Below are 20,231 nucleotides of genomic sequence, written 5' to 3' on the forward strand. Positions count from 1 at the left end.
CATGAAGAAGCAGAGATTTACAGAAGAGCAGATTATTTTGGTGCTGAAGGAGCAGGAGGCGGGCGCGAAGGTGGCCGACTTGTGCCGCAAGCACGGGATTTCAGACGCGACCTTTTATAACTGGAAAGCCAAATACGGCGGCATGGAAGTCTCCGAGGCGAAGCGACTGAAGGCGCTCGAAGAGGAGAATGCCAAGCTGAAGAAACTGCTGGCCGAACAGATGCTGGATGTGGCCGCACTCCGCGAGCTTCTCGCAAAAAAATGGTAGGGCCTGCCGCCAAGCGTGACGCCGTTGCGCATCTGAGGGACATTATGGGTCTTTCGGAACGGCGGGCCTGCCAGATTGTGTCGGCTGATCGCAAGATGATCCGCTATCGGTCCTGCCGACCGCCGGAGGTCGAATTGCGAACGAAGCTGCGCGATCTGGCCAATGAGCGGCGGCGTTTCGGATACAGACGACTGTTCATTTTGCTTCGGCGTGATGGAGAGCTGTCCGGCGTCAACCGCATCTACCGGCTGTATCGGGAGGAAGGCCTTTCCGTTCGCAAGCGCAAAGCCAGACGGCGTGCCGTGGGTACGCGTGCGCCGATCCTGGTCGAAGCCAAGGCTAATGCCCGCTGGTCTCTGGATTTTGTCCACGACCAGTTCGCCTGCGGACGACGATTTCGGGTGCTCAATATCGTCGATGACGTGACACGTGAATGTCTGGCGGCAATCCCCGATACATCAATCTCGGGACGTCGCGTTGCCCGAGAGCTGACAGCACTCATCGAACGACGCGGCAAGCCCGGCATGATCGTTTCCGACAACGGCACGGAACTCACCTCGAATGCGATCCTCGCGAAGGACCACAAGGTCGAGTGGCACTATATCGCGCCGGGAAAGCCTATGCAGAACGGCTATGTTGAGTCCTTCAATGGCCGGATGCGCGACGAGTTGCTCAACGAAAGTCTGTTCTTCGGCCTCGATCATGCTCGTAGTGCCATTGCCGAATGGGCCGACGATTATAACAATTTCCGGCCACACTCGTCGCTCGGATACCAAACCCCGGCAGTCTATGCCGGGACCATCGCCGCAACCGGCTCCAACGCTGCGCAAGATGAAAGCTACGCGTTTCCGCCGGTTGCTACCAACGCGCCATTCGGCGTATCAGAAAACGCTGGACCTCTAATCGCAGCCGGATGAAAGTTCAGTGGCAGGTCAGTTCCGCGAGGAACTGGAAGCACGAGGCATCGAGCCGTGCATCCCGTCGAGCCGAAGCCGCAAAGTCCCATACGCTTACGACACGGCCCTTTATCGTCAGCGTCACAAGGTCGAGAACCTGTTCGCAAAACTCAAGGACTGGCGCCGCATCGCAATTCGCTACGACCGATGCGCCCACACCTTCTTCTCAGCCATCTGCATCGCTGCAGCCGTCATTTTCTGGCTCTAACGAGTCCTGAGCCTAGCTGCGGTAAAGCCGAGATGGTAAACCCGCGGTCGTTGCTATACTTCCCTGAACGCTAGAACTGCGTTCAGGCCCCCCATGGCAAAGGCGTTGCTTAGCGCTATTCGAATCTTCCTTTCACGCGCCACATTTGGCGTGACGTCGAGATCGCAATTGGGGTCGCGTTCATTATAATTTGCCGTGGGCGGAACGATCCCTTCGCGGATCGCCATCACACACGCAATCATTTCGAGGGCGCTCGCCGCACCCAGGCAATGTGCGTGCATGGACTTGGTAGACGAGATCGCCATTGAATATGCGCGCTTACTGAAGACGTGCTTGATCGCTGCCGTCTCGACTTCGTCATTCGCTTTGGTGCCAGTGCCGTGCGCATTAAGATAATCGACGTCGTCAACATTCAACCTCGCATCTTTGAGACAGGCGCGCATCGCTGCTTCGGGTCCCCCAGCCGCCGGCGCCACAATGTCGAAGGCATCCGCCGAAAGGCCGATCCCGGCGATCTCAGCGAGGATAGATGCGCCACGTCGTGAAGCGTGCTCATAGCTTTCCAAAACGGCCATGCCTGCGCCCTCTCCAAGCACCACCCCCTTGCGGTCCGCGGAGAAGGGGCGACAAGTGTCCGGGGCAAGTATGCGCAGCGCCTCCCATGATTTCAGCACGCCCCACACAAGCGGCGCATCGCTGCCGCCGGCGAGCATGATGTCGGCCCGTCCAAGCCTGATCTGATCCGCCGCCAAAGCAATCGCGTGATTAGCCGAAGCGCAGGCCGACGTGGCGCCAAAAACTGGTCCGCGCAGACCGAATTGCATGCTGACCTGACCGGCAGCTGCGCAAGGCATCACCTTTGGCGCCGTAAGGACTTCAGCCCGTTTCGCGCCACTCAAAAGGAGTGCGCGGTAATTCTCCTCAATCGCCTCCCAGCCGCAGACACCGACGCCAACGGCGGCACCAAAGCGGTGCGGATTTCCTTCTTCACCGGAGAGCCCGGCCTGTTGCATTGCTTCGCGCGCGGCAAGCACGGCAAGAAGACTGAAGCGGTCCATGGTCGCGAGCTGCCTTCGACTGATGTCGTGCTTCGGCAACGTCTTGATCTCAGAGCCAATGACACCCGCCAGCTCACGGAGCTGAGGATTGGCGATCGGCCCGATGGCGGAAACGCCTGTACACATCCTACGCCAGATAGATGCGGCATCGGTACCAAGCCCGCATAAGCCGCCAATTCCAGTGATAACGACGCGCCCATCCATTCAAGCCTCCTTGGCTAACAAGCTTCGGACAGCCACAACCACATCGCCGACCGTCTGTAGGTTCGACCAAGCATCCGCCGTATTCATCTCGATCTTGATGTTGTGGGCTTGCTCAAGGTCCCAGAGGATATCAGCGAACGCAAGAGAATCGAGGCCGAGCGAAGTCAACTCCGTTGCCATGGTCAATTCGGCGCTCGGAGTCGCGGTTGTCGACGCGCCTTGCTCCGCTAGCGCTCGATTGTTGATTATCGCAATAACCTCCCTAGTAAGTTGATCAGACATATTGTTCCTTTCATCATGAGTTTGAACTTAAGACGCCGCCTCATCCTGAACCCCGGTGCTGAATTGCGCCTCAGCAAGCTTGTGCCGCCGATCAAGCCGATTATGGATAGATGAGCGCCGGCCGGATCTTTTAGCATCGGGAACCATGGAAAGTTGCCATCGACCTGAGCGTTAGTTGCTGTTGTTATGCAGGATTGATTAGGATCAGGAAAATCTATTGTTTAGATTTCAGCCATCCATGCCCTGGATGGCGGAGCCCTTTTTGAGGCGGATGCGCGCATGCCAACGGGTCATGGCGATAGACGGCGACATACGGCAAGTTGGGGTCTCCCGACGGAAGATGGCCCAACTCATCAACACCGAGGCGTCAAAGCCACAAGTCACTCCAAATGAACTTCTAGTGGCTCAATTAGTCTCCTCGACGTCGCCAGAACGATCCATATTCCCAAGACAACCAAGGCTATAGTGGGATGTCCATAGTCGGGAAACTGAGCAAAGAAGCCTGAGATGTCATTATTCAGCCCTTCGGAGATCGGCTGTTCATACTTGTGGAGCATATGATTCGTGAGCAGCCAGCCAAAACAGGCAAGGGCAAACGACGTCAGGCTTGACACCCTGAAGCACTTTATCAACAAAGGTACATAAAAGGGGAGAAAACTATAAAATATCCTGGTCACGTCCGATCCGCCACCTATTGACAAAAACCCGGAGTATACTGATGCGACGATGGAAAATATCACGGTGTCGTCCGATTTAATGTGGTTAAATGTCCGCTTATCCAAAACAACGTACAGCGGACCGAGAGTAAGCGATATAGCAGCGAACGAGCCTAAGACATGCGCGGGCTCAGATAGAAAGCGATAGAACCAAAAGAGTGCGGTAATGAGTTGCGATTGGGATTCGCAATCAGATACTAAAAGCATCAGTTCTTTTAGAGCATACCCAGAGATGATAATAGATATAGATGTCACCCAAGCGGCGCTGCTTCTTTGTGCAGTTTTGATATAGAAACCTACCAGCAGTGGCAGAAGATAAAAACTAGCTTCCCTGAATGGAATTCCTGCCAAGCATATAATACTTGCGAGAAGATAGTTCTTCTTTATGATGAAAATCAGACAAAACGAAAGGACAAGGAGAAACGGGGGGTCCATGTAAGCCGGATAGAAGTTTGTAAATTTTACCGGCGCAAAATACAGGAAGGACGACGCCGCAATCACTGCCGTCAAGCCTTTTATGCTCTCATGCCATAGTGAGCGTGTTGCAAGAAGCAAAGTGGCGGAGAACAACCCCGAGGCAACCAAGTTGAACTCATAAAAGCCGAAGCGATTATGAAAAATGTTCACGAGGATCCAAGGTGTCCCAACGCGAGCACAATATGGAAAGGCGATGCGCAACCGCGAGCTACCCCCAGCAGCTAAGAACCGAAGAAGTCTGTCATAATGTACTGCATCCCACTCCAAGCCATTCGATATCCGGAACGGTTCTTGAGCAATGAAAATCCATATCACGCCGAACATTCCAGCAATGATGAAAGATCCAGCAATAAAGTATTCTATTTGCTTTTTTGTTGGAACGAAGCGGATCACATCCTTACCCTTTTGAAAAGCCCCTCCGGGATAAGTCTGATGATCAGCATGATCATACGCCAGACTGGACGAACGTAGATAACGTTCTTCTTTCGCTCGACGGCGACGACGATACTTTCGGCAACCTCACTCGGTTGCGCCGTGAGCCTTGCTGGTAGATTCATGCCTTCAGTCATCTTGGTCGCGACATAACCAGGTAGCACAGTCACAACATGTACGCCGCGTTTCGCCAAACGACTACGAAGCCCGGACAGAAAGGCAGTGAAGCCCGCCTTCGCGGAGCCGTAGACGTAGTTGGTCGCGCGTCCGCGCGCTCCAGCGACCGAACTGAGGCCAACCAGAGTGCCGGATCCGCGTTCTTCGAACCGGTTGGCTAACAATGCCAGGATATTGGCAGGCCCTTCGTAGTTGCTACGCATGATGCAACTGGCGAGGAGCTGATCGCGCTCGCTTCGTTCCTGGCTCCCCATGAAGCCGACGACGCTTACGGCGACCTCGGGCAACTCGGGCAACATGGCCAGGAACTGGGCGTGAGTTTCCGTCAGAAGTGCATCAAATTCGTGTAGGGTTACTGGGATTCCATATCGTAGCTGCAAATTGGTCTTTTCAGCATCGAGTGTTTCTGATTGGCGCGCGGCTAATTGGATCGGGTGGCCCAGCGCTGCAAACTTGTGCGCCACGGCATTGCCCACATCGGAACGTGCACCCAAGATAAGAACGGACGGCTTCATCACAGCACAAGTCTTTCCGCTTGCGCTGATTGGAACGAGCTTTTCCAGCCGCTTTTCGCCCTCACTCGAACGAAGCTTGCAACCCGGCCATCGGAGGCACGTAGCGTTTCAGCAGACATGCGGCTGTCCTTTGCGAGATAAAAGCGCCCGCCGTGCTCGATTGTAATTCGGTCAAGGTTTGCCAATAGATGGGAGGTTTTGGTCGTGATGGGAAAATCAAGAGCAAGGGAGTAGCCTTCCATTGGGAATGAAAAGCGGCTCTCCTGCGGACCGAACCGCTTGAGAACGGCCAAGAACGATCCAGCGCCTGCCTTGGCGACTGTCTGCAGCAAGGCCGAGAGCCCTTCTTCCGAGCGCTTTATGGGAATGGCGCACTGGAACTGGGCGAACCCCTTGCGCCCGTAGACCCGATTCCAGTCGGCAACTGCGTCGAGGGGATAGAAGTAGCTATCCCAATCAACGAGTTGCTGACCTCGATTCCAAACGCCAATTCGATAGTATAGCGCGTTGAAGGCCCGGAGACTAAACCGATTGATAGCAAAGCATGGAAAATTGAACGGAACCGAAAGTTTGCGTCTTGCCGGAGTAGCGAAAGGGTGCAGAGACCGATATGTTGGAAGATCAGAGGCGTTCGCGTGATCTCCCAGGAAGACAAGGGAGCGCCCCAGGTTTTTCCCCGTCCCAAGGCAGTCAATCCACGCCACCGAATAGGTCGAATCTTGAGCCCGTTCTAGAGCTGTCATCGCTGATTTGAGGTTCGGCGCGGGTATTGTTGTCTGGCGGATCCATCCGGTTTCGACTGCGCGCAATCGGACCGCCGCCCGCAAAATGATTCCGGTCAGCCCCATGCCGCCGAGAGTGTGCTCAAAGAGCTCTACGTGGCTCTTGCTTGAGCAGCGCTGGATTGAGCCATCGGCCCCAATTACATCGATCCAGTCCACGCATCCACGAAAACTTCCATGCTTGCGGTGGTTCTTGCCATGAACGTCGGCGGCTATCATGCCGCCCAACGTCACGAACTTCGTGCCCGGCGTGACCATCGGGAACCAACCTCGGGGCAGGAAAGCCGCGATGATGTCGCAAAGAACAACTCCAGCTTCCGCGATCAACTGTCCCGTTTTCGGATCAAAGGCCAACATTCGGTTCAAACGCCGCATATCAATTGTTGCAGATGAATTGATGGCGCTGTCCCCGTAGGCCCTACCGCAGCCGCGCGCGATCACACTCGGCTTTGAAGCTAGCAGCTTCTGGAGAGCTTCGAGGTCACGGGGCACATAGACTTGCGCGTCCACGAGCGGAGACCTTCCCCAACCCGAGAGCTTCATGGAGCAATCCTCAATCGGTGACCTGCAAACACGAAGCGTGTATCTAGCTGGTACTTGACCAGATAGCCGATTGTCAGACCGATGGCAGCACCCAAGTCACGCATCAGCTCAGTTCTCCAGATCCACCAGGAGGCCGCCTCAGCACTCCAGAAAATGATTGTGGTGAGGGCGCCCACTGCCGTATAGAGTAAGAACTTCCACCCATCGTTTTTGAGGCCGATTTCCTGATCGTCGAAAATCCAAAACTTGTCGAGCAGGTATTTGATCATCAGCCCGGCAATGGTGCCCACGCTCATGGCAAGCACAAAAATGGCGCTCGTATTCCCGAACTGAAGGACGGAATGTTGCATGGTGACATTGACCACCATTGCGATGGCGGCGAATGCCGCATAGCGTAACGCTAGACCCTGCCGTTTCACCTCAGCACTCCGCCTGCAACGAAGACCAGAATGATCGCTAGGCATACCTGGCTGGTCCGATCCTTCGCGGCGTAGATCACCGGGTCGTCATGCATGTTGCCGCGGTGCGACACCATCACTGTGCGGGTGATCCAATAGAGCAGGATTGCGCAGACGCCCCACAGCATTTGAGGATGGGGATAGAGCTCCATTACGACAGGCGAATTCAGATAATATGTCATCACCAGCACAGATACGTATCCTGCCCCAACCGCGATCATGGAGATGATTGGCAGGTCGTTGACGTGGTAACCTCGACCCGTAGCCTGCAGACTGCCACGCTCGGCGCCGTCAACCAATTCACTTTGTCGCTTCACCGCCGCTAACGACAGAAAAAAGAACACTGAAAAGGCAATGAGCAAGACCGATAACGGAGTTGATGTCGCGATTCCACCGGCAACGATGCGAATGGTGTAGAGACCTGCGAGAATACAGATATCGATGACAATGCGTCGTTTCAAATGCAGGGAATAGGCCGTGGTCACAAGGAAATATCCCGCCACCACCAGGAAAAAGCCCCAGCCGATGAACATTGCTATCAGTCCGCCTGGAAGAATGAGCCCCGCTGCCATCCAGGTTCCGTGTGCGGTGGGGATGCTGTGTGAGGCAAACGGGCGGTACCGCTTGCGCGGATGCGCCCGATCTGCGCAGACATCAAGGAGATCGTTCATGACATAAACGCTAGAAGCCACCAAGCTGAAGCAGACGAACGCTTCCAGTGATAAGAGGAGCGTCGGCCAATCGAGTTTATGTGCAGCGAGGGTCGGCAAGAACACCAACACATTCTTCAGCCATTGGTGCGGCCGAAATGCATTGACGTAGTGCTTGAGGGACCTCGCTTCAGCTATAGGCGTTTCCGACACTGTCTGGCCACCCCCGCAATGGGTATCGGCGAACCCATCGCAGGCATCAGACTTACCGTCGAGCGTTGCGGCAACATCATTTGCCCGGGCGTGCTCAAAACCATAGGGCGCGACGGTAAACACCCGCGGCCGAACTGTTCTCTTGAATACCGTGGAGTCAAATGCGTGGTGGGTGATGCGGGGCTCGAACCCGATGGTCCCAGTGTCACCTGGACTCGGGTGTACATGAGCCTTCTCGTCTTTGCTGCCGCCACTCATAGTATCCTCTCACTTTGAGCCAAAATGGCATCAAGCTGGCTTGCAAAAAATATCCAGTTGAGCACCATAAAAATGGTCCAGTCGGAAGGCCGATCCGAACTCAGTATCTGCCTGGTTGCGATGAGACCAACTGGTTCGACGGGGCGGCCTCACCACATTAGAAGCTTCTGCTATGCAAGATTGAACAGGATCAGGAAAATTGATTGTTTGGATGGTTGGCATTCTCACTATGGATACAAGCGAATTGTTTTCAGCACGGAACTAGCAGTTGAAGGAAGCGAAAATGGCCAGCGACCGAAACCACTGGACTACTTGATCTGGCGGATCTTCGGATTGATCAGTTCGGCAACCAGGCCAGCGGGGCCGGAAGTTCTAAGAGTTTGCTCAATCAATGGTTATCCTTTCTCGGCTCGCGCGATTTGCTCTTGCCGTTTGCCGGATTGATGCGATCAGAGCCAAGCCTCGGATGAGGCGATTGACGCTTCCCAGTCCTTATCGAGCTGCAGGCATGGCCCAGCCATGCGAAAGTCCGCTCCAGGATCCAGCGCTTGGGCAAAACGGCGAACTCCTTGGCCTTGTCCGAGCGCTTCACGATTTTCAAGGACCAAGCCTTCGATGGGGCAGCGCGGTTTTCCGGATTCTCGCTGCATAGCGCTGTCGGCAAAGAGCTTTTCCGCCGTGGAAAGCTCGTTGTGGCAATCTCGATCGGGCCGGGTGCGCCGTCGGGGTCCTGAACGCTCGCCTCGTGCACGATCCCCCTCGAGCATGTTGGCCGCCGTATCGGTGACGAGTGGCGCTTGCGCCCCTTGATCTTCTTGCCTGCATCAAGGCCGCGCGTGCCGCCGCCAGTCGCCTTCACCGAGTGGCCCAGCCCTCAAGCAAGCGGCTAGCGACAACCGGTGACTCGCTGACTAACGCAAGCAGACCGCAGTCGCGGCCAGCGGTAGAAACGGCGCTGCACCGTCGTAAACGGCGGAAAATCCCTGGGCAGAAGCCGCCATTGACAGCCCGACGCGGCAAGACACTGAATTGCATTCCATAGCAAATCGTCGCATACATAGACGTCCGACCTTGCAGCAGCGCGCCAGAAAAGGCGCGACAATCGCCATGCCCCGTGGGTGCAATCACTTGCACGACATAGTTCGGGTTTGTCTTATGAGGCAGAGTGGTTCCGGTCCAGGGCATCCGATTCTCCGCAGTCTTTGCTAACCGCAGCGAATTTTCACCAGCCGAAATCACTCACTTTAATTTTCGGTCAGGCTCTAACGATCCAATGGATACCTCCACTTCACTCTCAAAGCACAGCGACCCGGCGGGAAGGGTGTGCAGACTAGCCGGAGCCCGATGTTGCCCGATTTACGACCGCCTCATCCGCACCGGGAGGAGGAACAGCCCAACTACGGCGCCAGCACCCGCGGCAAAAATTCTCGACCGCAGGCTGCGTGTCCCCTGCCTCAGTTGGTCGGTGTGCCGGCATTCATCGTTCCAAAAAGCGCCCGCTGAAGCGGGGTGGCAAGCGTCGCCGCAAAAGGGGTTGCGATGTGGTGGCGGTCGCGGAAAGTCAGCTTGCCGCCAATCATGGCGGGGCAGGTCGTTCTGTTGCAGAACAGGTCGGTGATGTCGACGTAAGAGGCATTCCCGATATCCGAAATGGCCTTCCTTTCCGCGTCCGGGATCGTCTCTTCCATCGCCCCGCTGCGCGGCGTGTCACAGGTCTCGGGCGCCCTTTTTTGCCAGAGCGCGCGCGCGACGCATTTGTCGAGATAGGTCTTGTGCACGGGCCCATCCCGGAGCACGGCGATCTTTGTGACAACGCTTCCCAGGGCGTCCACGGTCCTGCGGAGCCCCCGAGCCCATGTGGCGGCGTCGATCTGGTGGGCAGATATGACGTTGACGTCATTCTTGACGTAGGCCGAGGAATATTCCGAAATGATCACCATGTCGGGCTTGCGTGTGGCAATCTCGCGCATCGCGAGCTGCCGCCATCGATCGCATTCCTCGTAATTCCGCATGAGCATCGAATTCCAGATCGTGATGTCCGCCGCCGGGCAGGAAGATTTCAGATAGGTGACCAACTGCCACTGGTTGCTTTTGGCGATGCTGATCAGCGGCGTCGACCAGTGGTCGGCATGTGAATCCCCGAAGAGAACGATCGTCTTACTGGGGTATTTGGCGCCGAATTCACAGGGTTTGGGCTGCACCTGTTGGGCGTTGAGAAGACAGCCATCGTCGAACTGCCGGGCGGACGAATCGCGCTCAGCGCTTCGGAGGATAAGATTCTGCTGGGGATCGATGTTGTGATTGGCCAACCGCGCGCTTCCATAGGCTGCCGCTGCGCCACACGCGGTCAGAAGCGCGGCAAAACCGAGAGAGCGGCTCGTCCTTGCCAACAGCCAGGGGTTCCTCCGCATCGGGTTTTCGACGAAGCGGTAGCTGAAGACTGAGAGACCTAGGATCAGCGCGAGGCACAGGAATCGTTCGAAGATAGTGAGCTCGGGTTTCAAGATGCTGGAATAGACGATCACCGGCCAATGCCAGAGGTAAAGCGAATAGGATATCCGTCCGAGCCACTGCAGCGGCGGTAGCGAAAGAAGGACTTGCGGTCCCGCCGGGCCGGGCCGCGTGCCGCTGAGAAGCACCATCACTGTGCCGGCCACCGGAACCAGAGCAGTCAGTCCTGGAAAGGGCACGTCCTCTGACATGCCGAGATAGGCCGTCACGATCAGGCCGATTCCGGTCCAGCCAAAGACGGGCGTCAGCCGAAAGCGCTTGGCCGCTTCCTGGGAGATCATCAAGGCGAGTCCTCCGCAGGCGAACTCCCACGCCCGGAACGGTGAAAAGTAAAATGCCCATGGTTGGGATATGGCGGTATAGCGCCAGCAGAAGGCGAAGGAGATGACGCCCACTAGCGCCATTGGGAGGCAAAGCCCGTATCTGCCGCGGCGGAGCCGAGCGAAAAGCAGCAGCAGGGCCGGCCAGACGAGATAGAATTGCTCCTCGATCGAGAGCGACCAGAAATGGATGAACGGATTGTTAAACGCGTCCGGAGCGAAATAGTCGGCGGCCCAGCTGATAAGCCACATATTAATCATATAGGCGGACGCGTAGAACGACTCCTTGGAATAGAGCTGCTGCTCGGGCGGCGAAAGAATGAAGTAGCCGAAGAAGAGCGTCGCCAGGATGACCAAACAGGATGCAGGAAGAAGCCGGCGAGCTCGTCGCGCGTAAAACCGCAGGAGGTCGAGCGAGCCGGTTCGCTCGATTTCCAGCTGGATGTGCCTGGTGATGAGATAGCCAGATATGACGAAGAAGATATCGACACCGACAAAGCCGCCGGGCACACTGGTCATGCCAAAGTGAAATGCGATTACTCCCGAAACGGCAAGGGCACGCAGCCCCTCGATATCCATTCGGAAATGATGTGTTTCAGTTCGTGTAGCCATATCGAAACTTGAATGCCCTATGTGGCGGTCTCACCGCATCAGTACCGACGAAAAAGTACAGATCTTGATGGCCAGCATGTGAAGGCAGGCTCTCCTATGCATTATCCGGAACCGCCATGCGTGACGCCTCCTCGATCAATATCTGGCGCATCCAGATACTGGCCGGATCACCGTTATGAAGTGCGGGCCACTGAACTGCTTCCGTGAAAGCAGGAAGCGGCAGCGGAAGATTCATGACTCGCAAGGGTATCGTTTTCTCAAAATACTTGACCAATCGTAAGGGCATAGTGGCGATGCGGTTTGTGCCGCTCAGCACCTGTGGTATCAAGCTAAAACCTTGCATGACGACTTCGACGCGTCTCTTGATCCCATGTTCGAGCAAGTACCATTCTTCGATCGAAGGCCTCAACGAACGCCCGAACATAACTGCGACGTGTCCCATCGACATGTATTGCTCGAATGTGAGCTCCCGCGGTGCCGCGTTGTTGGTTGGACAACTCACGCATACGAGTTTCTCGTCGAAGAGCTTCGCGGTGGGATGCGAGTTCGCCATAAACAGATCCGGTAGCAGGAGAAAATCAACTTCACCGCGCCGGAGGAGCTCGTTCGGGTCACTATCGAGAGACAGAAGCTCGAAACTGACGGCAGGTGCTTCCCGCGCAACACGGGCGATGACCCTATCAAGAAAAACAAGCGTCATGAAATCCGAAAGAAGGATCCTGAACCGACGGTCGGATTGAGCTGGGTTGAATGGCTCCCAAGAAATAATTGAGCATCGAATTTTCAGGAGAACGTCGCGCACCGCCGGGGCGAGTCCTTCGGCTCGGGGTGTGAGGCAAAGTTCACGACCGTTCATCGTGAACAGGTCATCGCGAAAATATTCTCTTAGCCGGCCGACGGCCGCGCTCATGGCGGGCTGACTCAGATTGATGTTGCGTGCCGCCACCGTAAGATTCCGTTCGGTCATCAGCGCGTCGAGTGCGACGAGAAGATTTAGATCAAGGCCTTTGAATCGCACGTTTGAAACCATCCATGCTGTGGATCTTTTTCGGCTACCAATTTCATGGAGATGCCATTGACAGCAGCCGCTGTTGGCAAGCGCTCCGAACACGGTCGAAACAAGCGATGCGACGACCACGGCTCCCGCTACAAAGGCATGGTGGATGCCGGCCCCCAGCCATACGTCGATCGTATCCTCTCTGCTTTGGCCCAGATTGGCATCATACTGGCCGGTAAGAAACATCCAGTTTGGCAGAAAGGAGATAGTCCAGTCGGAAAAGCAAGTGGCGACCGGGCGCGCGCCCAAGACGGGTGCGCGCCGGATTTTTGAAGCGCTCAAGCATCAGATTCTCCGTCGCGTCTACGAAGCCGGAAGCCAGCTGCCATCCTTACGCAGGCTGGCGAATGAACTGCATGTGTCGCGGACAACGGTCACGGTCGTCTATGAACAACTCGCCGCTGAAGGCTTCTTGGAACTGCGCCAGGGCGCGCGTCCGCGGGTCACGGCGTTGCAGCTGCGACAGCGCCCGCGAGACATCAAGGCTGCCGCTCTCGCGTTTGATATGCTAACGGCGCGCTTGGGAACACTCCATTCTCATACGCTCAATTCTGGGTACAGGCGCTCTTCACCTCTGGTCGCTCGATCACACCCCCGTGATCTCCCAGACCTGCAGCTCGCTGATGAGGTCCAGGCACCTCTGCATCCACTGTCATCCACTGGAAACGGCCTGATCCCGATCGGCCACACGCTGCATGATCGCCGACCTCGGTCAGACGTTCGCCGTCGCCGAGTCGAGCAGGGGAATATAGCCACGCCTATTACGGGGTAGCAGTCGACGCCATCGAATGTGTTGAGCTGCAAATCAACACGCACGGGCGTAAAGGCTAGTCCGGCTTCGCGAAGGACAATATGCGAGGCAAGCGAGCAAACGCCGGGGGAAACGCGAAATAATAGTTGCGCTGATGGCATCGAGCACGAGAATGTTTCCGTTCAGGCATAGTCACTTATCCGCGCGTCGCGACGGGCGCTCTCTTGCCGCGGCCCCACAGGATGAAGGCCACGAGGCCGCTACCCGCGGCCCGGTCGACTTCACGGGAAAATGACAATGGCTTTCGATTGGTCTTATACGATCGGGCTCTTCTGGAGCCGCGACTTCTGGAATGCGACCCTGCTGGTGGTCGAACTCAGCGTGGCGACATGGGTCCTGGCGGTGGTCCTCGGCTTCTTTGTCGCGCTCGCGGACCGCTCCAGCCTGATGGTGGTTCGGCGGGCCGCCGGACTTTACGTCTGGTTCTTCAGAAGCCTTCCGCTGCTCGTTCTACTCATCTTCGTCTATAATCTCCCGCAGGCTTTCCCGTCGACCGCTGGTGTTCTGTCCATTCCTTTCGTCGCCGGACTACTGGCGATGGTGTTGAGCGAGACGGCCTACATCGCCGAAATCCACCGCGGCGCGCTCGTGGCGGTCGGCAAGGGTCAATATGAGGCGGGAAAGGTCCTTGGGCTTTCGCGCACGGGCGTCCAGCGGCTCATCGTGATCCCGCAGGCGCTACGCATCGCCCTGCCCTCGCTCGGAAACGAATTCGTCTCCATCGTGAAGCTGACGTCGCTCGTGTCGGTGATCTCGCTTGCCGAAATCCTGCTCGTGGGGCAACGCTACTACACGCAGAACTTCAAGGTAATTGAGACCATGGTCGCAGTCGCCTGCTACTACGTCCTGATCGTGACCGTCTTCGACACGGCGCTCAAGGCATTCGAACGCCGCCTCGACTTCTCGCGCCGTCTCGCGGAACTGACGACGGAGGAGGCCGAACCCAGCGGCTCGATTACCAAGCAGATCGAGGACGACGTCCGCACCTCGGCCGCCGAACCAGCGATCCGCCTCGAGAAGGGCGGGAAAGTCCTACGGCATCCATGAGGTGTTCAAGGACCTCGATCTGTCGGTCAAACCTGGTGAAGTCGTCTCAATCTTCGGGCCGTCCGGCTCCGGCAAGACGACGCTAATCCGCTCGCTCAACGGTCTCGAAACGCTGGAGCATGGCGTCGTCTATCTCGAAGAGAAGCCGTTCCTCGCGGGGACGCGCGAGAAGCTTGCTAAAACCATTCGACATAACAGCAGTGACGCATTGCGGATCGGGATGGTGTTCCAGAACTTCAACCTGTTCCCCCATAAGACGGCTCTTGAAAACGTCATGATGGGGCCGCTCTACCATCATCGCGGCAGCCTTTCGGACATTCGGAAAGACGCACGGTCGCTTCTCGCCCAGGTCGGCATGCTCGTCCACGAGAACAAGTACCCGCACCAGCTCTCCGGCGGACAGCAGCAACGCGTTGCTATCGCCAGGGCGCTGGCCATGCATCCCTCCATTCTACTTTTCGACGAGCCGACTTCGGCACTCGATCCCGAGACCGTTGGCGAAGTGCTCCGCATCATGGCTGCCCTCGCCAAGTCCGGCCGGACCATGGTGATCGTCACCCACGAAATGAAGTTCGCGATGGAAGTCTCTGACCGGGTGATCTTCATGGAAAAAGGCAAAGTCGTGTTCGACGGCTCTCCAGCACTGCTGGAGGAACGCAGAAAGCAAGATGGCCGTATCGCAGAGTTTGTCCGGATTTGATCCACGGCAATGCCTGATTAGCCACCGCTTAAAAATGACCGACTTGATCGGAAGGAATGAACATGACCGACATTTCGACAGACGGCGCGCGGTTGATCGGCCGGATCCGGGAACTCGGAAATCTTGGCCAAGACGGTGACGGCCGCCTGGCGCGCCTCGCCGCCAGCGACGCCGACAAGCTCGGAAGAGACCTCTTCGTTTCCTGGCTGCGGACGGCGGGCCTCGATGTGGCGGTGGACCGCATTGGCAACATCTTCGGCATCTGGGAGCCTCGCGGTTGCGAAGGCAAAATTCCATTGATGATGGGCTCCCATATCGACACCGTCATTAACGCTTGCATCTATGACGGATGCTACGGTGTCATTGCGGCGCTGGAAGTGATCGAAGCCATGCAGGACAAGGGCTTCGTTCCGTCTCGTCCAGTTGTCGTGGCCGCGTTCACCAATGAGGAAGGCGTTCGCTTCGCACCCGACATGATGGGCTCCCTCGTCTATGCCGGAGGGATGGACACCGACGCAGCCTTGGCTACGGTCGGAACCGACGGGGCCCTTCTCGGCAATGAACTACGCCGGATTGGTTTCGCCGGAGCAAAGGAGCCGGGGTTTCTTAAACCCGCTGCTTATGTGGAACTTCATGTCGAACAGGGGCCAGTCCTTGAACGTGAGGGTATCGACATCGGTGCTGTCGAAAACCTGCAAGGCATCTCCTGGCAGAGGGTCAAAATCAACGGTACCGCCAATCATGCCGGAACCACGCCAATCACCATGCGCAGCGACGCGGGATACGGCGCTGCGCGCGTCGTCACCTACTTGAGGGAGCGGGCTCTGGCCTCCAACTCGCCGATGGTCGCGACTGTGGGATGTATTGAATTCGAGCCCAGCGCAATCAACGTCATCCCGTCTCGAGCGACCCTGACCATCGATCTTCGCCACCCCGTCGAAGATCGGCTGCTGGAAGAAGAACGAGCGCTGTCGGAGTTCCTGGGGCGGCTGGCCGCCGACGAGGGACTGTCGATCAGCACCGAGCGACTGGCGCGCTCAACTCCCGTCGCGTTCGATCAGGAGATTGTCGCCGTCATAGAGGGCGCGGCGAACAAGCGCGGTCTATCCTATCGGCGGATGACGTCGGGAGCTGGACACGACGCGCAGATGATTGCGACGATTGCCCCAACCGCCATGATCTTCGTACCAAGCGTCGACGGTATCAGTCACAACCCAGCCGAACTTACTCGTGACATTGATCTGATTGCGGGTGCCAACCTCCTGTTCGATGTCGCACGCGTTCTCGCCAAGTCTTGATGGTCACCTCTGTCACGACATCGTGGACGTCTTTTGTATGCTCAGGCTTTTTGCCGCGATTGACGACGTGATCTTTAAGGCAGCTCAGCTCACAATGGCAGCTTTCGACAGGTTGTCGGCGCCAAGAAGTTGCGCCGCAAGAGCATTGTCAGATGTCCGGAAGGCAGACCTGTGGTCGCGCAGAATCTGAAATCTGGCGCGGTATTCGTTCGGAGTAACGCCGATAGTCTTGGCGAAAGCCCGCCGCATGGCTGCGACATCAGCGAAACCGCATGCCTTGGCGATTGCCTGAAGCGGGCGCTCTGTATCCTCAAGGAGCCGGCGAGCAGCATCGGTCCGCGCAGCGATGATGAAGTCGAGCGGGGTCATTCCGAGCTCATGTCTAAATACGCGGCCAAAGTTGCGCGTGCTCATTCCGACATTCCTGGCGATTGCATCGACATGCAGCTCCCTTTCGAGATTGGCCAGTATGAAGTCTTGCGCCTTCTGAATGAAGCTCGTTTCTGACATCTGGCCGACAAGGTGCGTGCTGAACTGCGATTGACCGCCGGGCCTCTTCACGAACATAACCATGTATCTGGCCACGGCCAGTGCGACCTCGCGCCCAAGATCCTCCTCCACAAGCGCGAGAGCAAGGTCGATGCCGGCGGTGACGCCGGCGGCAGTGATGAGTTTGCCGTCGCGGATATAGATGGAATCCGGTTCAAGATGGATGTGGGGGTATTCCTTGCGGAAGCGTGGCGTGCATTCCCAGTGGGTCGTGACCCGCTTTCCTTCCAGCAGTCCTGCCGCAGCAAGCAGGAAGACGCCGGTACAGATTGATCCATATCGCCTGACGGTGGGCACGCGTCGGCGCAGCCAGGAAATAACCTTCGGATCGATCGCCTGAAACGACGGGTCGCCTGCGACCAGCAAGGTATGGATTGGTTCATCGCTGTCAAAGATCGTACGATCTGCAAGGAACCGCAACCGGCCGGTGCCTCCGATCGAAGGTTGGCCGGTGGACATGATCTGGATGTCGTATCTGCCCACGTCGCCGCAGCGCCGCGCGGCCTCCCAGAAGACCTCTGCAGGACCCACAACATCCAAGGATTGGACGCCCGGTGGCGCGAGAATAACGATCCGCATTGGCGTACCCTTGAACACGTTTGTCTATCTGAATTCCGAAGCAAAATTCCTGCCAACAAAAGACCACCGCCCGGGCTCGGGCGATGGTCACCTTCAGAAATCACTTGGCCGAGGTCAGTCGGGCGTCGAAAAAGCCGCTGCGCGACATGTCCCTGGCGGACTTGGCGGCCGCAAGCACCATGACATCGACAAGCGGCTCGATCAGGATCACTGTCATGTAAGCAAGACCGAAACTCCCGATGGACAGCAGGTTCTCGATCGTGAAACCGTGACCGTAAAGCGCCCAGAACGCCACCCAGGAAACGATACCGCCCTGATAGGCTGCCGACAGTGTCAGCGCCTGTCGATATTTCAAGTCGACATAAGGGGTATTCGGCGTGATGACCTTGCTTGCAATGACCTGCAGCGCGAACAGCGGCACGAGCAGGATCGTGACGTTCATACCATATTGGGGCAGGTCGAACGGCGCGAAGAACATTCCCTGGAGCAGCAATCCGGCAGCAAGGCCGATTGCGGCCGGCGCTGCGCCGAACAGCAGGAAGAGCGTCGATCCAAGGATCAGATGCACCTCCGACACGCCGACCGGATAATGCGGAAGGATCTCGAAGAAGGAAAAGACAAGCGCCGTTGCGATGGCGCTTCGCGCCATAAGTGAGGACGGCCCCCGACGCCGGAGCTCGGCGCGCGCAGATTTTAGGATAAAGAGCGCAGCGCCGGAGGCGGTGGCATAACTCAGGACGATCTTGGCGCCGTCCACGATACCAGGTTCGATATGCATGTTGGTGTCTCCGTGAAAGCTGTTACTGGTTGACTTGATCGCCGAGAGAGAAGAACTCACGCAGTTCCGAGGCGGTCAGAAGGTTGGTCTTGACGACGGCGCTCTCAAGCGCCGTCAGGAATTGATCGTAATAATTCCACGATGAATAATCCGCGGGATGTTCATCTTCCCACCTCTTGATCGAGGCAATCAGTTCATCGCGAAAATCGTCCCATTCGAAATAGCCTTCCTTTGCGAGCGCGAGCGCAATCCCGAAGGACGTGCGCTCCCAGTCGGACCCAAAACAAAGAGTGCCATTCGCCCGAGGTGGACTGTCGGGCTGGCCCAGCATTTCGGTGACGGCAAAGTGTTCAAACTGCGTCAGCATCGGGACCTCAGGCCGCCTTGGCTACGGCAACGCCCATCATGGCTTCCGGTGTGACGAGAGCTTCAAGTTCTGTCTCCGACAAACCTTCGGTTCCTGCTGGCCGCTCAGGCACGACAAACCAACGGATCTGAGCACTCGAGTCCCATACCTTGACCTCAACATCCTCCGAGATCGGCAAGCCGAACTCGGAAAGCACCGCGCGCGGTTCGCGGGCAGCACGACTACGGAAGGTAGGATCCTTGTACCAGTAGGGCGGCAGCCCAAGAACTGGCCAAGGGTAGCAGGAGCAAAGCGTGCAGATGATCAGATTATGGACGCCCGGAGCATTTGCGACGGCACGCATGTGCTCGCCTTCCGCGCCGGCCATGCCGTCCGGCAGGTCGAGTTCAGCGATCGCCTTTGGCGTATCTGCGACAAGCCGTTCCTTGAAGGCTGGATCCACCCAGGCGCGGGCGACGATCTTTGCGCCATTGAAAGGCCCCATCTTGGTCTCGAAGAACTCGAGCACCGTATCGACGGTCCGGTCGGTGATAATGCCCTTCTTGATGAGTAAGGCTTCGAGAGCCCGCACGCGCGCCGCACTGTAAGCTTCGCGGTCATCGCGATACTTGAAACGTTCAGACATTTGTTTCTCCCTGATGGATTGATTAGGCGGCCTTGACCGATAGCGGAACATCGACCGGAGCGACGTAGCGCGCGTAAAGGTCGGCATAGAGGCTGAAGTTCGGTTCAGCATTGCCCGGCCACAGTTCGTTCGGATCGAAGCGCACGCAGTAAACGGTCATCGCTTCGCCGATACCATCGGGGCCAGTGTCGCAGAGATAGGTGTAAGCGCCGGGGTACACGGTTTCGACGACTCCCGTCCCACTCCTCAGGAAGCCAGGCAGACGGGTATGCTCGACGCTCGGGACATTCGCGATCCGGACCACATCGCCGACCGAGAACTCGGCTGCCACCGGCACGTCGCGTGCTGGACTATCGCCTTCGACCAGATACTGGACGACACGGTCATCGATGGCAGCGTGGCCTGCGCTTGGCAGGGGCTTCGAGGGGTCGGCGTAATACTCCTCCGTCAGAGCGTCGAGTTCCTCCTCAGTGATGTAGCCATGCTGAATAAAGTAGCCCGAAATTCCGCCCAGCCACTTCTCGTAATAGCGATACTTGAAATAGTCGAAGGGATTGAGGCTTTCGGCCCCCTTGCGCAGATCGGCCCAGGTCCAAATCGTATGGAAGGCTGATGGCGTTTGGGGAAGCGGCAATTGAGCCGACAGAGCCATCATCGCTGTGTGGATCCCGAAAATTCGCGTTTCCCAAGGTTCAACAAAGACCCTTGTTTCAGTGTTGACCGGACCGAGTCCTTCCAGTCCGCCAAGATAATGTTGGAGTTTCATGATGATCTTATCCT

At 57.1% G+C, this 20,231-nt stretch carries 18 protein-coding genes and 3 pseudogenes; 5 read left to right on the forward strand and 16 right to left on the reverse strand.

The annotated features are described in order from the left end of the window. Position 1: 1 nt before the first annotated feature. Together NL154_RS28700 and NL154_RS28705 are read left to right on the forward strand one after the other, a co-directional pair. A protein-coding gene (locus NL154_RS28700; protein ID WP_434734537.1) for an IS3 family transposase occupies positions 2-1,185 on the forward strand; the annotation gives its coding sequence in 2 pieces (ribosomal slippage) (positions 2-254 and positions 254-1,185; 1,185 coding nt in all). Further along, positions 1,181-1,432 (forward strand): annotated as a pseudogene (locus NL154_RS28705) (transposase); the annotation flags it as partial. The gene NL154_RS28700 and the pseudogene NL154_RS28705, both read left to right, overlap by 5 nt. 53 nt (positions 1,433-1,485) lie before the next feature. On the opposite strand, the gene NL154_RS28710 reads toward NL154_RS28705, so the two are convergent. The 11 genes and pseudogenes from NL154_RS28710 to NL154_RS28760 all read right to left on the reverse strand — a co-directional run bounded on the left by NL154_RS28710 (position 1,486) and on the right by NL154_RS28760 (position 12,658). Further along, a complete protein-coding gene (locus tag NL154_RS28710; protein WP_430960852.1) occupies positions 1,486-2,694 on the reverse strand; it encodes a beta-ketoacyl-[acyl-carrier-protein] synthase family protein in 1,209 nt (402 codons plus the stop codon). After that, positions 2,695-2,976 (reverse strand): acyl carrier protein, encoded by a 282-nt coding sequence (locus tag NL154_RS28715; RefSeq protein WP_430960853.1) that lies wholly within the window; start codon positions 2,974-2,976, stop codon positions 2,695-2,697. It abuts the gene before it with no gap. Between the two features lie 380 nt (positions 2,977-3,356). Continuing rightward, positions 3,357-4,562, reverse strand: a complete 1,206-nt coding sequence (locus tag NL154_RS28720; RefSeq protein ID WP_430961977.1) for a hypothetical protein — start codon at positions 4,560-4,562, stop codon at positions 3,357-3,359. After that, positions 4,559-5,293, reverse strand: coding sequence for an SDR family oxidoreductase (locus NL154_RS28725; protein ID WP_430960855.1), 735 nt, complete (start codon positions 5,291-5,293; stop codon positions 4,559-4,561). The genes NL154_RS28720 and NL154_RS28725 overlap by 4 nt, the downstream gene beginning before the upstream one ends. Beyond that, positions 5,293-6,618: an FAD-binding oxidoreductase gene (locus NL154_RS28730; protein WP_430960856.1), complete on the reverse strand. Its 1,326-nt coding sequence runs from the start codon at positions 6,616-6,618 to the stop codon at positions 5,293-5,295. The genes NL154_RS28725 and NL154_RS28730 overlap by 1 nt, the downstream gene beginning before the upstream one ends. Further along, complete coding sequence (locus NL154_RS28735; RefSeq protein ID WP_430960857.1) at positions 6,615-7,037, reverse strand: GtrA family protein; 423 nt, start codon at positions 7,035-7,037, stop codon at positions 6,615-6,617. The genes NL154_RS28730 and NL154_RS28735 overlap by 4 nt, the downstream gene beginning before the upstream one ends. Next, positions 7,034-8,197, reverse strand: a complete 1,164-nt coding sequence (locus tag NL154_RS28740) for a UbiA family prenyltransferase (protein ID WP_430960858.1) — start codon at positions 8,195-8,197, stop codon at positions 7,034-7,036. The genes NL154_RS28735 and NL154_RS28740 overlap by 4 nt, the downstream gene beginning before the upstream one ends. Before the next feature lie 449 nt (positions 8,198-8,646). Beyond that, positions 8,647-8,804, reverse strand: a pseudogene (locus NL154_RS28745) (transposase); the annotation flags it as partial. Between the two features lie 279 nt (positions 8,805-9,083). Beyond that, positions 9,084-9,299 (reverse strand): transposase, encoded by a 216-nt coding sequence (locus NL154_RS28750; protein WP_430960860.1) that lies wholly within the window; start codon positions 9,297-9,299, stop codon positions 9,084-9,086. Between the two features lie 352 nt (positions 9,300-9,651). Beyond that, positions 9,652-11,640: an acyltransferase family protein gene (locus NL154_RS28755; RefSeq protein WP_430960861.1), complete on the reverse strand. Its 1,989-nt coding sequence runs from the start codon at positions 11,638-11,640 to the stop codon at positions 9,652-9,654. Positions 11,641-11,734: 94 nt separating this feature from the next. Then, the gene (locus tag NL154_RS28760; protein ID WP_430960895.1) at positions 11,735-12,658 is read right to left on the reverse strand and encodes a LysR family transcriptional regulator; all 924 of its coding nucleotides are present in this window, start codon (positions 12,656-12,658) and stop codon (positions 11,735-11,737) included. Positions 12,659-12,803: 145 nt separating this feature from the next. Between NL154_RS28760 and NL154_RS28765 the strand changes: the two genes are divergently transcribed. From NL154_RS28765 to NL154_RS28775, 3 genes and pseudogenes are all read left to right on the forward strand, one after another. Beyond that, positions 12,804-13,469, forward strand: a complete 666-nt coding sequence (locus NL154_RS28765; protein WP_430960862.1) for a GntR family transcriptional regulator — start codon at positions 12,804-12,806, stop codon at positions 13,467-13,469. A gap of 276 nt (positions 13,470-13,745) precedes the next feature. Beyond that, positions 13,746-15,255: pseudogene (locus tag NL154_RS28770) on the forward strand (amino acid ABC transporter permease/ATP-binding protein). 62 nt (positions 15,256-15,317) lie between these two features. Continuing rightward, positions 15,318-16,553, forward strand: a complete 1,236-nt coding sequence (locus tag NL154_RS28775) for a Zn-dependent hydrolase (protein WP_430960865.1) — start codon at positions 15,318-15,320, stop codon at positions 16,551-16,553. Between the two features lie 84 nt (positions 16,554-16,637). On the opposite strand, the gene NL154_RS28780 is transcribed toward NL154_RS28775, so the two are convergent. The 5 genes from NL154_RS28780 to nthB all read right to left on the reverse strand — a co-directional run bounded on the left by NL154_RS28780 (position 16,638) and on the right by nthB (position 20,217). Next, entirely contained in the window at positions 16,638-17,681 is a 1,044-nt protein-coding gene (locus tag NL154_RS28780) for a GlxA family transcriptional regulator (RefSeq protein ID WP_430960866.1), read from the reverse strand. Positions 17,682-17,781: 100 nt separating this feature from the next. After that, complete coding sequence (locus NL154_RS28785) at positions 17,782-18,459, reverse strand: energy-coupling factor ABC transporter permease (RefSeq protein WP_430960867.1); 678 nt, start codon at positions 18,457-18,459, stop codon at positions 17,782-17,784. A gap of 22 nt (positions 18,460-18,481) precedes the next feature. Further along, positions 18,482-18,826, reverse strand: a complete 345-nt coding sequence (locus NL154_RS28790) for a nitrile hydratase accessory protein (RefSeq protein WP_430960868.1) — start codon at positions 18,824-18,826, stop codon at positions 18,482-18,484. Positions 18,827-18,833: 7 nt separating this feature from the next. Further along, the gene (nthA, locus tag NL154_RS28795; RefSeq protein ID WP_430960869.1) at positions 18,834-19,451 is read right to left on the reverse strand and encodes a nitrile hydratase subunit alpha; all 618 of its coding nucleotides are present in this window, start codon (positions 19,449-19,451) and stop codon (positions 18,834-18,836) included. 22 nt (positions 19,452-19,473) lie between these two features. After that, positions 19,474-20,217 (reverse strand): nitrile hydratase subunit beta, encoded by a 744-nt coding sequence (gene nthB / locus NL154_RS28800; protein WP_430960870.1) that lies wholly within the window; start codon positions 20,215-20,217, stop codon positions 19,474-19,476. Positions 20,218-20,231: the final 14 nt, after the last annotated feature.

Origin of the sequence: Rhizobium sp. YTUHZ044 (assembly GCF_051123975.1) — a bacterium.
Classification (GTDB): domain Bacteria; phylum Pseudomonadota; class Alphaproteobacteria; order Rhizobiales; family Rhizobiaceae; genus Rhizobium.